The organism is Microcystis aeruginosa NIES-843 (assembly GCF_000010625.1).
GTDB lineage: Bacteria > Cyanobacteriota > Cyanobacteriia > Cyanobacteriales > Microcystaceae > Microcystis > Microcystis aeruginosa.
This window is the reverse complement of sequence record NC_010296.1, coordinates 1,123,757-1,135,803: the sequence shown is the minus strand read 5'-3', so window position 1 is coordinate 1,135,803 and position 12,047 is coordinate 1,123,757. Positions and strand designations below refer to the sequence as shown.

Below are 12,047 nucleotides of genomic sequence, written 5' to 3'. Positions count from 1 at the left end.
TTATCCAGTTTTACCCTTTTTAAAACCACAGGAGAACTAAATCATGACCACAGTTCGACAAATTCCTAACCAAAGAAACCCTATTCAACTGATTTCAAATATCATCCGTTCTTTCGTTTATGCGATGAATGGACGCTGGCATAAATTGGGGATGCAAATCTTTATGATAGTGACTATTGCCCACATCTCAGAACATATTATTCAAGCTTATCAATTGTGGGGTTTAGGATGGCCGAGACCAGAATGTTTAGGGTTATTAGGACTCTGGAAACCTTGGTTAATGCGCTCGGAATGGCTACACTATGGACACGCTCTTTTTATGTTATTAGGGTTAGCCATTTTTCGTCCTTCTTTTCATGGAAAAGCTCGTCTTTGGTGGGATTTGGCTTTAGGATTACAATTCTATCATCATTTTGAACACGCTTTACTCTTAGGACAGGCAATTATTGGTCAAAACTTATGGGATTCTCGCGTTCCTATTAGTATTGGACAAATTTGGTTTCCTCGGTTAGAACTGCATCTTTTCTATAACTTAATGGTTCTAATTCCCATGATGATTGCCATGTATTATCATCGTTTTCCACCTATGAATGAGGGGAGATTAGTTTAAATTTCAGCCAAAGTTAAAGAAAGTATTAGGAAAATGGGGGTAAATGAGTATTTACCCTATCCTTCTAGTTAATTGTGCTGAAAAGTTGTCTCTAGTCCTTAAAAAAGGCATGATTGCTCTCCTCCTCGTATTAATTAAGATAAAGAGTCATTAACTAGCTGTTGAAATTCCCCCAATGAATTAATAGTAATACTGGGGACAAAAAGACCCTCTAAGACAGACACATCCTCAATTTGGTTAATCGTTTCAATCAGGGAATTAGGAATCTCCCCAAAACGACTTTGTAAAGCCAAAATGATATGTTTTTGGTTAGTTAATTTAGCTCCTTCTTCGAGAGCCATTTCTTCTATGGTGCTTAAAAAAGGCATGATTGCTCTCCTCCTCGTATTAATTAAGATAAAGAGTCATTAACTAAATGTTGAAATTCCTCCAATGAATTAATAGTAATACTGGGAACAAAAAGACTCTCTAAGACAGACACATCCTCAATTTGGTTAATCGTTTCAATCAGGGAATTAGGAATCTCCCCAAAACGACTTTGTAAAGCTAAAATAATATACTTTTGGCTAGTTAATTTAGCTCCTTCTTCGAGAGCCATTTCTTCTATGGTGCTTAAAAAAGGCATTTTGTTTTCCTCCTCGTATTGACTGAGTTTTGTTTTAAAGTTAAGTTGAAGTTGCGGGGGTAAGGTCATCATTTTATCAATGAATTTCCCTAGATTGATAATCTCAAACTTGGTTAATCCCCTTTGATATAAACCTCTGACTAAGTTCCACTTCCATTGTTCACGCTCCCTGAGATTATTAGTCGTAGCCTTAGTTTTTAGGTGTGCCATGACTATTATAGCCCAAATATTCTCACTTTGTTCTAAGTCTTCCCATTGATAATCCAATAATTTGACCATTAAAAAATCGACTCTCACTTGACTTCCCCCTAACCCATATTGATAAAAATCCGGTCGCCAAGACCTACTTTCATCCCCTAAAATAGCTAAACTAATAACGGGTTTATGGTACAAATCAAAGGCTCGATAATTATAAATAAACATTCGTTGAGGGAATTTTAGATCATATTGACTTTGGACTTCAATATGAATTAAAAGCCAGATTTCCTGATTATCTAATAACCAAACTTTCAATAATTTATCAGCATAGCGTTGCTCAGTTTCCGCAGCTGCCGTAATTTTTTCTAATTCTTTATCAAGGGAAATAGGGGTTTGATTCCAGTCAATTTCTTGATAAATATTGGGATAAAAGAAGCTTAAGAACTCTGCCAAATAAGTGCTAATCGCTTCTTTCCATGTTTTGTCGTAATTAGCTGTCACCTCAGCCATGCCTTTCCCACCTAATTGCTATATAATAAATAATATCCTAATCTTTCAAAAACAATGGACAATTCTAACCCTACTCCTATCCCCTGCGAAAATAGTGATACTTCTTCCTTAGAAACCGCTAACCACAAACCCTTTTGGAAAGCCATTGTGGAAATTGGTGAAAAAGTTCCCATTGAAGAGTGGAACAAATTACCTAAAGATTTTGCTCGCAATGCAGAGCATTATATGTATGGCGCACCCAGAGACGAAGATTACGAGGAAGAATGAGAAAGATTTTTTTAGATACCTTCTATCTTCAAGCATTAGCTGATTATCAAGATAACGCTCATCAAATTGCTTTGAATATGACTGACAATTTAGGTAATTTTCTATCTGTTACTAGCGAAATGGTGTTAACTGAACTACTCAATGCCTTATCTGGAAGGGGTGGGTATTTAAGGGATGCTGCCCTAGACATTGTGGATAAATTACACCAAGACTCATCAGTAGAAATTATCCCTCAAACCTCTCAGTTATTTGCTGAAGCATTGCTATTGTATCGCCAAAGACAAGATAAAAGCTATAGCTTAACAGATTGTGCTTCGATGTTGATTATGAGACAACAAAATATCTCCGATGTTTTAACTTTTGATCGCCATTTTCAACAAGAAGGATTTAATGCACTACTGAGAAATTAGGAGGTAAAATAACTAATTGACTTTTTGAGCTACTTCTGCTAGACAATCAAAGTGACGACCATATTTAACAATAATCGTCATCGATCCTCGATAATCAATTAACCCTGTCATTACCGCTTTAACTGCACCAATTTCTTGATTAACAAATCGTTCCCAATTTTCTCTAGTTGCTGAAAAAATCGGTAAAGATTCATCCATTTCTTCAATCAGTTCTAAACTAACAATCTGACCCTGATCATCCCATTCTGAACAAACAGAAACCCCCTGACGATCACTAAACCAAAGAATTACTTTTCCCAATTTAGTGAACTTTTTACCTAAGTTTTCTTGTTCGTTCCATGTCGTTTGATAGGCAGACCACCATTCTTGAGAAAAACGAGTTAACGGCTGATTCATGAGTTATAATCAGAAAATAAAAAACCTGTGTTTAGTTTATCATTATCAGGATAACCTATGATCATCTTAAAATTCCTACTTTATGCCCCTCAGGGTAAGCGCATCTTAACAATCCTTGACAAAATGAACTTTATATGGGTTGCCTACCCAGAGCGCGGTTTAGACATATTTGAGTAGAATTTGCCATCGCAGTTGTTAAGCAACAATCGACCAAATAAGAGGACAAGCAGCTGACAAAATTGGTCAATTGTCAATAGCGTTCTTTTAAAACCGTTGTTAATCTCGAAAAATCGCTAAATAATCATGATGAAAGCCTACGAATATCATCACATTGTCAGTTTTCAAGAAACCAATTTAGTCGGTAATGTTTATTATGCCAATTATGTGCAATGGCAAGGTCGTTGTCGAGAAATGTTTCTCAAAGATAATGCCCCAGATATTATCACAGAATTATGCCAAGGATTAGCCTTAGTAACGGTTCGAGTATCCTGTGAGTATCTGTCCGAATTATTTGCCTTTGATCATGTTATTATTCGGATGCGTTTAGGAGAGATTAAACAAAACCGAATTACCATGTTATTTGAATATTGGCGAGTGACTGATGAAGGTGAAGAATTAGTAGCAAAAGGGGAACAACAGACGGCCTGTATGCGACGAGAGGATAGTGAAACCAGACCCACTCCAATTCCTGCTCAACTGAAATTAGCTTTAGAAAACTATCACATCCCGATCTAAAAGATAACCCGAGGAATGTGAGATAAAAATAACCGATAAAAAATGACTCTCCTAGACTGGTTATAGCCAATTAGTGGTTTAAATGAGCTTAACCCGAAACTTCCGCCGCTTTCATTTATCCCAGCATGAGCCGACTCCTGTTGAGGCGGCTGGCCTAGATGACCACACTACCCGTAAACCTTTTCAAACATACTCTAAAAAATATCGGCAGGATCGGCATATTGGAGCTTATTAATAGCCGTGGCTCCAGCAATCAAGGACATGAGCAAGGTTAAACCAAAGACGAATATTGCTCTAGTAGGGGTCATTTCAATGGGAAGTAAGGTGTATTTTTGGGTAAAATAATACTGAATCATCCCTAATAAAAAGCCAGGAATATAACCCAATACTGCAATAATCAGAGCTTGCTGAAAGACGAGCCACAGAAGATAACGATTGTGATATCCCATTGCTTTTAGAGTTGCATATTCTGCTAAGTGTTCTGCAACATTGGTATAAAGAATTTGATAAACAACCACAATCCCGACCACTAATCCTAAAAATACACCCAAATTAAAAATAAAACCAATAGCTGTACTGGTTGCCCAATAATTTTTTTCAAAGTTAATAAACTCTTGCTTGCTTAATATTTTGACATCTTTCGGCAAATATTTCTTTAACTTTTTGAGTAAGGATTGCCGATCAATATCTGGTTGAAACTTAATTAAGCCAATATCAATGAACCGAGATGAACGATTCTGAAATATTCTTAAAAAGTTAGGGTAGCTCATTAGTAAGTTACCATCTGAACCAAAAGATGTACCTAATTCAAAGAGACCAACCACTTCTATTTTTCGATTATTACCAGAATTTCCCACCTCGGTAATAATAGTTTTACCCTTCTGGAAATCTTCAGTAATATTTCCAAACTCCCTCCGAGAATTTTGGTCAAATAAGGTGGTATATTTTATCTTTAATTTTTGCCAATTTTCTTTGATTCCCACAGCCTTAAATGCTTGATATCTTAAATCAATTCCAATTACAAAAATATTACGCCAATAGTTTTTTGTATCGGGATTTTTCCATTGAGCATAGCCTACATAGATTGGACTGACTAATTCCACTTCATTAAAGGATAAGACTTGTAATAGTCTTCGCTCACTAAAACTTTCCATGGCAATTAAGGATGTAGAACGAGGACTAATCAGGAAAGCATCACCTTCTAAACTATTATGTAAATGAACAGCACTCTCAAATAAAGCATCTCGAATTCCCAACTGCATAAAAATAATTACAGTGGAAAAAATAATACCAGATAGTGCAACAATTAAACGAGTTCTTTTATGAGCTAATTGTAACCAAGCAGTGGGAATATTCATCTTCTGAATGAGTTATTTAGTTAGGATGAATGATCACATTAACCTTTAAGTTAGTTAACCGATTAACTTTAGCACTAGAGCGATGATCTAAGCTAATTTTTACCTCGACGACTCTAGCATCTGTATCGACAACAGGATCGGTTCCTAAAACATCTTGTCGTCCCACTTTCCAACCTATTTCTTCCACAGTTCCCTCTAAATCTCCGAGCATTTTATCGGTTTTTATCGTTACAGATTGACCTAATTTAACTCGACTAATATCGGTTTCATACACTTCTGCTGTCACATACATTTTTTGGATGTTTCCCAATTCTAAAATCCCTTCATTTTTCACTAATTCTCCAGGAAAAGTATTAATTTTTAAAATTATTCCTGCATGGGGCGCACGCACATAGGATAATTCTAATTCCGCCTGAGCGCGTTCTACATTAGCCTTAGCTGTCATTACTTCATCTTGAGCAATTTGAAGATCAACAGGACGAATTTCCGTAACTGCACTTAACATAGCTTGGTTTTCTTGAATTTGTTGTTCTAAAGTATTAAGAGTTCGTTGTAGATTGGCTCTGGCTTCCTGAATTTTTTGTTCTAAGGTAGTCGTAATGCGTTGCAAGTTAGCCTCAGCTTCTTGGAGTCTTTTTTGTGTAGTTGTCGCCTCTAAACAAAATCGCTCTTTTTCCCCTTGAGAAACTGCACCATTACGGTATAAAGATTGATAACGTTGACAATCTGTGAGAGAATTATTCAATTCTGCTTTAATTCTTTCAACGGTAGCTTTTTGTCCTAGTTTTTCCCCTTCAAGTTCCGATTCCAAACTAGAGATCGCTGCTGTTTGCCTCATTATTTGTCCCTCTAATTCCGCTTTGCTTTGACGCATACGGGAATCTTGAGCCATAATTTCGCCTTTTTTTGCCCCTTCTCTCACTTTTTCGAGTTTAGATGCTGCTAAACCCAGATTTGCTTGAGCTTGTTTCAGGGCTGCTCGCAAACGGGCATTATTATCTAAAATAGCCATAATTTCGCCTTTTGCAACTTTTTCTCCCTGTTTTACCAGTATTTTATCTACTCTACTTCCTTCCAAAAAGGCAGTAGCTGATATTTGAGTAATTCCACCTTGGGGTTCAAGATAACCAAGGGCAGCAACAGCTTCGGGAGTATCAGGAGAAACCGTCGGGGAAATCGATAACTGGGAAGCTTTCAAGGATGATTCTGGTCTAAAATAGAAGATAATAACGGTTGTTCCCAAGCTAAATCCCATAAAAGCTCCTAAAAGACCCCAAAACCAATATTTTAAAGAATAGGAATTTTGAAGGCGAAAGTTAGCCATTGTTGTTAACAGGGATAAGGATTCATCAAATAAACTTTGTTTAAGGTAACATGAGGTCATATCTTCGGCCTCCCATCAAGGGTTGTCAACTTTGTCAACTTTTTTTAACAATGGCATCTAATTTCTCAGGCGCACCCTTCGAGCATCCTGCTGTCAATTTTGATCACAAATTTTCTCCTAGGCAGGTAAATCGTTTTCCACAACGATTGTTGCTCCTTTCACCCCAAGCGGCAACCTTTAATCAGCGTGGATTCATCTGTGATCCGCAAAGCCGCAGCCCGGCTGTTCAGCCTCAAAAACAGATATATTTGGAAACGATCGGGCAAACTTTTATCTATGGCTATAATGCAGCAATTATGGCTCATTCTCTCACGGACTTGTTTCCTCTTCTTGAAGGTGTCACCCTCAATCTGAGAGGATTTGCTTATGAAGGGGCAGCGATGGCTTTATCTCTGCTAGATTGTTTAACCCTGGGTAAGTGCGATCGCTTTGAGCATTTTTTAGCAAACGAGGGGAAAAAGCATATTTACATGGCCTATGTAGGGAAAGGATGGCAATTAGCCCGTATTCCCTTTTCTTTGCGCTTTTATCTCCAAAAATTAGCAGATTCTGCCCAACATTTTCCAGATTCCCTATTAGGTTGGTTAGCCCTTGACGGCTATGGATTTCATCAAGGATACTTTGCCTGGCCTAAGTATATCCGAGAGAGAAAGTCTCCTCAAGAATTATCGGGTTATGCGCGTCTTGTCTTTGCCCAAGGGTTAGGGCGCAGTCTTTGGTTTGTGAAAGGGGCAAATATTGCCGAAATTGCCGATCAGATCCAAAAATTCGACCCGCTGCTTCAACCCCATTTATGGAGTGGGATCGGCTTGGCTTGTACTTATGCGGGGGGAGTGTCTCCCGAAGAAATTCAACATTTAAAACAGCTGGCTGAACCTTATAGAGCAGAATTAGCCCAGGGAGCAGCTTTTGCGGCAAAAGCACGTTTACTAGCCGAAAACTGCCAGGAAAATACCGAAATAGCCTGTCAAATTTTGTGTGGAATGGCTATTACTGAAACAGCCAAGATCACTGATGATACCCTCATCGGCTTAGATTACCACGACCAAATCCCTGCCTATGAACAATGGCGACAAGCCATCCAAAGTCATTTTCGCACCTAATCCCCTCAACTGTCTTAAGCTTAGATTGAATGTAGTTACTTCTTTGAAACCATGAATCGTTTGGAAAAATTCATCCGACGCCATAGTAAGTCTATCTTGGCATTGGGGCTAATTTTAGTCTTATTCTCTGTTTCCCGTCTCCCCGCCCTATCAATGGCCGAAAGAGATGCGATCGCTTCTCGCTTTGCCTTTACTCGTTTTCCCTTACCTGAATTAGAAAATCAACCCTATCAAGTAGAAAGACCGACAAATCCCAGTTTAAGCCGTCATTCGGCCTGGATTTCGGCAGTTGGGGCGGCAGTTGCCCTGGGGGATCTCGATGGAGATGGCTGGGATAATGATCTCTGTCATGTAGAAACCCAAAGCAATCAGGTGATTATCTCCCCTGTTCCGGGTACGGGCAATCGTTATCAGCCCTTCACCCTGAATGTCACCGATTTTGACTATAACGACCAAACCATGGCCCCGATGGGATGTATTCCCAGTGATCTCAATGAAGATGGACTCAGGGATCTATTAGTGTATTATTGGGGACGAACACCGATCGCTTTTATCAAGCAAGATCAAGGTTATCTTCAGCAGCAAATCAGCCAAAAAAGGGAAAAATGGTACACCAATGCAGCAACCTTCTCGGATTTAGATGGGGACGGACACCCAGACTTAATCATTGGCAATTACTTCCCAGATAATGCCGAGATTTTGGATGTCAATTCTCAGAAAATCGAGAAAATGCAAGATTCGATGACCCGTGCTTATAATGGCGGTAAAAATCGAGTTTTCTTGTGGTCCGATGCCTCTACCACTGGAGTGACTTATCAAGAAGTCCAAGATGCTTTGGAGGAGAAAATTGCTCATGGTTGGACATTGGCCGTCGGAACAGCCGATTTAGACGGGGATTTATTGCCAGAGATTTATTTTGCCAATGATTTCGGACCCGATCGCCTCTTACATAATCGCTCTACTAGAGGACATCTCCAATTTGCCTTACTGGAAGGGCAAAAAGGTTTAACGACACCCAATTCTAAGGTACTGGGCCATGATAGCTTTAAGGGAATGGGGGTAGATTTCGGAGATATTAACCATGATGGACTCCTAGACATCTATGTGAGTAATATTGCTTCGGAATACGCCCTAGAGGAAAGTCATTTTCTCTTTACCAGTACGGGAGAAACGGAGAAAATGTCCCGAGGAATCGCCCCTTATGTCGATAAAAGCGAACCCTTGGGAGTCTCTCGTAGTGGCTGGAGTTGGGAAACAAAATTCGGCGATTTTGATAATGATGGGGAGTTAGAAGCGTTACAAGCTACAGGATTTCGTAAGGGTGACATCAATCGTTGGCCGGAATTACATGAGTTAGCCATGAGTAATGATCAAGTCCTGAAAATCCCCAATAGTTGGTTTCATTTCCAAGATGGAGACGATTTAAGTGGTCATCAACATAATCCCTTTTTTGTGCGGGGTAAAGATGGACGTTACTATGATTTGGCATCGCAATTAAGCTTAGATGATCCCTCTGTCACCAGAGGAATTGCCACCGCCGATGTGGATGGAGATGGGGATTTAGACTTTGTAGTGGCAAATCAGTGGGAAACCTCTTATTTTTATCGCAATGATAGTCCAAATATCGGTCAATCTCTGGAATTAGAGCTTTTAAACCCTGCGCTCTCCCCTAATCCCTCTTCAGAAAAGGGGAAAATGGGTATCCCCGCAATTGGCGCAGCGGTTAAGGTGTCTCTACCTGATGGCAGTCAGCTGGTGGCGCAGGTAGATGGGGGCAATGGTCATTCTGGCGTGAGAAGTCCAGTATTACACTTTGGTTTAGGCAAAATTGACCCTAATACCGCTCTACCCGTTGACATTCAATGGCGTAACCACAAGGGAGAAATTAAGCAAACCCAGTTATTATTAACATCGGGTAAACAGACAATTTTGCTAGAGCAATCGGTTTAAAATCATTCTGTAAAGGGCGTAAGGTTTGCGCCCTTTATCGTTAGGTATGACGGGGACTGACCTCCCGATCCTTATTTAGCTCCGTCCGCCGCCTGGCAGTCGATGGACGTTAAGTTAAAATGCTTGTGGATTCGGTCTGACGGGGGCATAATTTTCCGATTGTGTCTAGTTAAGAGGAGTAGAAGCAGCAATCTCCCATTATAGCCGTAGGCTTAACGGTGAGATTGTCAACACCTAATCATACCCAAAACCTCAAACCTCAAAAATTGATATTCCTAAGCCATAAACGAAACTGTCGAGGAGAAAATTACCTACACAGGGCCAGCAAAAAAGTAATAGATTGGTGTATTCTCGATCAAATAGGGACGTTAATAATTGGGGCTTGCTGAATAAATCTAAAAACCTTGTTGGGTAAGACTTTTAGACCTTTTGTCAATCAAAAAGTACTGGATCTGGGAGTGATCGGGGGGAAATTTAGGCACTTTTTCCCTGAAAATTAGGTAATTGGCCACCTCAAAACTGGTAAAACCCCACACCCCACACCCTGCCCCCAGGAAAAACTTTTTGCCGCAAACCCTAATTGGGCATAATGAGGGGATAAAACAATCTCTTAATCTAGGAAAGACAGATATTATTTTGATGAAAGGCTATGGGTATCAGTATCCTGAGAATATGGGCGATCGCAGCTAATGGTTTTCGCGAGGTTATTCGCGATCGAATTCTTTACTTTATCGGGTTTTTTGCCTTGTTGATGGCCTTCGCTTGGCGTTTATTACCAGAAATTGCGGTGGGAACCCATCAGAAAATCTTTCTTGACTTGGGATTAGCCGCTATCGGGTTATTAGGGGTAATTGTTGCGGTTTTTGTGGGTACAGGGCTAATTAATAAGGAAATTGACAAGAGAACTATTTTAGTTTTGATTCCTAAACCCCTGAGTCGGGCCGAATTTATCCTCGGTAAACACTTGGGTTTGTCCGGGGTTTTAGCGGTGATGTTGGGGGTAATGTTGGTGATTTACCTGCTGATGTTGTCGGGGATGAAAGTATCTTTTCAAGCTTTACCCCTGATTGTCTCGGTTTTCTATCTCGGTTTGGAATTAATTCTCATCGCGGCCGTGGCGATCGCTTTTGGGGTATTTACCAGTTCGATTTTAGCCACGTTAATGACTTTTGGGGTCTATCTAATGGGTCACATCAGCAAAGATCTGATCCAATTGGGTATAATCAGCAAAAATGCCAATATCCTCGCTATCACTAAAAATATTTATCTAATTCTCCCAGATTTAGAGAGATTAAATTTTAGAAACGAGGCCGTTTATGGTTTGCTGCCTAGTGCTGATGTCTTAATCGCTAATGCCCTCTACAGTCTCGTTTATACTGGTCTATTATTGGGTATCTCCATCCTCATCTTTTCACGACGACAATTTTAACTGGGGTTGCCGAGTCAAGGGATGAATGGCAACTGTGCAGGTTCCCGTGCCAAAGTTAGTTTGGGTCTAGGTTTTAAAAATCCCAGCAAAGAGGATTCAGATCTCAAATGAGCAACGCCTAAAATTGTACTGGCAGAAAAACCGCTCATCGCTGGTAGGAATGGTCAATATCGATTAGTTTATAGACATGATTAGCCATGAAATTAAAGGCACAACTGCATATTTTAAGTCGAGACGCCGTCAATTACGGACTGGCCCCCGTAGTCATGGAAGAAGCGGTTAATCCCGTCCTTGCGGCCATGGCCAGACAGTTAAAACATTTACAATACTATGTGGTGCAGAATAGCCAGGGTGATTGGTTACTAACCACCTTAGCCCATCGGCGGCAGCCGCAACAGGAGAAAAGGGTAATCTATGCCTTTGCTACGGAAAAAATGGCCATATCTGCTCAAAATACCCCCAATTCACCCCTATCAACGCTCCTGATTCCCGTAACCCATCTTTTATTCCAATTATTTGCCCTAGAAAAAGTAGATAGTATTATTTTTCTGGAAAATGCACACACCGCTCAAACGGGAAAAGAAATCACCCGGACCCAATTAAAGGCCAATATTGAAAAACAACTGCAAAAACTAGCGACAATTCCTGCCAATCTTGCTTAACTTAGTTATCATTAATCGAGGTCAATTAGATGTCACCAGAGACTTTTTCAGCTGCCAACTTGAGTCTAGTGTAACCAGAGAGATTTTTGAGAAAGGAAGGTGTCGCTAGTGTGGGCCACACTTCACCCCATCAGATATAGTAGAAGTACAGTATATAGATTTTCAACAATACGGTCGTCAGGATGAATACAAAAACCCCCAACTACTAGACCGCCAGTGTCAGGATGATAAAACGGCTCTCCAGTGTCAAGCTGTATCCCTAACAATGGAGCAGTCAAACTAGGAGACGTGTGAGGTGAAAGTCTCACCTACGTTTCTCAAGGGGAGGAGATGGAGTTGACTCTATTCTCAGCCCCTAATGGATAGATTGGACTCTATCAGTATCCGCCGCTACTAATACCTTAAATCTT

General features: G+C 40.0%; 13 protein-coding genes. 8 read left to right on the top strand and 5 right to left on the bottom strand.

Annotated elements, in window-relative coordinates; genetic code table 11:
• Positions 1–43 precede the first annotated feature (43 nt).
• The gene (locus MAE_RS05680) at positions 44–610 is read left to right on the top strand and encodes a hypothetical protein (RefSeq protein ID WP_002762574.1); all 567 of its coding nucleotides are present in this window, start codon (positions 44–46) and stop codon (positions 608–610) included.
• Between the two features lie 134 nt (positions 611–744).
• On the opposite strand, the gene MAE_RS05675 is transcribed toward MAE_RS05680, so the two are convergent.
• The gene (locus MAE_RS05675; protein WP_002762575.1) at positions 745–978 is read right to left on the bottom strand and encodes a hypothetical protein; all 234 of its coding nucleotides are present in this window, start codon (positions 976–978) and stop codon (positions 745–747) included.
• A 23-nt stretch (positions 979–1,001) separates the two neighbouring features.
• Positions 1,002–1,943, bottom strand: coding sequence for a hypothetical protein (locus MAE_RS05670; RefSeq protein WP_012264716.1), 942 nt, complete (start codon positions 1,941–1,943; stop codon positions 1,002–1,004).
• Positions 1,944–1,997: 54 nt separating this feature from the next.
• Here MAE_RS05670 and MAE_RS05665 point away from each other — a divergent pair, with 54 nt between their 5' ends.
• Positions 1,998–2,210 carry a hypothetical protein gene (locus MAE_RS05665; RefSeq protein WP_002795549.1) on the top strand — a complete coding sequence of 71 codons (213 nt, stop codon included), beginning with the start codon at positions 1,998–2,000 and terminating at the stop codon, positions 2,208–2,210.
• On the top strand, positions 2,207–2,620 hold the full coding sequence (locus MAE_RS05660) for a type II toxin-antitoxin system VapC family toxin (protein WP_012264714.1): 414 nt from the start codon (positions 2,207–2,209) through the stop codon (positions 2,618–2,620). The genes MAE_RS05665 and MAE_RS05660 overlap by 4 nt, the downstream gene beginning before the upstream one ends.
• Positions 2,621–2,632: 12 nt before the next feature.
• On the opposite strand, the gene MAE_RS05655 is transcribed toward MAE_RS05660, so the two are convergent.
• Entirely contained in the window at positions 2,633–3,016 is a 384-nt protein-coding gene (locus tag MAE_RS05655; protein ID WP_012264713.1) for a hypothetical protein, read from the bottom strand.
• Between the two features lie 303 nt (positions 3,017–3,319).
• Here MAE_RS05655 and MAE_RS05650 point away from each other — a divergent pair, with 303 nt between their 5' ends.
• Positions 3,320–3,751 (top strand): acyl-CoA thioesterase, encoded by a 432-nt coding sequence (locus tag MAE_RS05650; RefSeq protein WP_002762580.1) that lies wholly within the window; start codon positions 3,320–3,322, stop codon positions 3,749–3,751.
• A 194-nt stretch (positions 3,752–3,945) separates the two neighbouring features.
• On the opposite strand, the gene devC is transcribed toward MAE_RS05650, so the two are convergent.
• Both devC and MAE_RS05640 read right to left on the bottom strand, forming a co-directional pair.
• Positions 3,946–5,109 carry an ABC transporter permease DevC gene (gene devC, locus MAE_RS05645; RefSeq protein WP_012264712.1) on the bottom strand — a complete coding sequence of 388 codons (1,164 nt, stop codon included), beginning with the start codon at positions 5,107–5,109 and terminating at the stop codon, positions 3,946–3,948.
• A gap of 16 nt (positions 5,110–5,125) precedes the next feature.
• Positions 5,126–6,493, bottom strand: a complete 1,368-nt coding sequence (locus MAE_RS05640) for an ABC exporter membrane fusion protein (protein ID WP_041803856.1) — start codon at positions 6,491–6,493, stop codon at positions 5,126–5,128.
• A gap of 50 nt (positions 6,494–6,543) precedes the next feature.
• On the opposite strand from MAE_RS05640, the gene MAE_RS05635 reads away from it, so the two are divergent.
• From MAE_RS05635 to MAE_RS05620, 4 genes are all read left to right on the top strand, one after another.
• Complete coding sequence (locus MAE_RS05635) at positions 6,544–7,596, top strand: DUF1702 family protein (protein WP_041803854.1); 1,053 nt, start codon at positions 6,544–6,546, stop codon at positions 7,594–7,596.
• A 51-nt stretch (positions 7,597–7,647) separates the two neighbouring features.
• Positions 7,648–9,546 (top strand): CRTAC1 family protein, encoded by a 1,899-nt coding sequence (locus tag MAE_RS05630; RefSeq protein WP_012264709.1) that lies wholly within the window; start codon positions 7,648–7,650, stop codon positions 9,544–9,546.
• A 649-nt stretch (positions 9,547–10,195) separates the two neighbouring features.
• Positions 10,196–10,975, top strand: coding sequence for an ABC transporter permease (locus MAE_RS05625; RefSeq protein WP_012264708.1), 780 nt, complete (start codon positions 10,196–10,198; stop codon positions 10,973–10,975).
• A gap of 197 nt (positions 10,976–11,172) precedes the next feature.
• On the top strand, positions 11,173–11,637 hold the full coding sequence (locus MAE_RS05620) for a hypothetical protein (protein ID WP_012264707.1): 465 nt from the start codon (positions 11,173–11,175) through the stop codon (positions 11,635–11,637).
• The last annotated feature ends 410 nt before the right edge of the window (positions 11,638–12,047 follow it).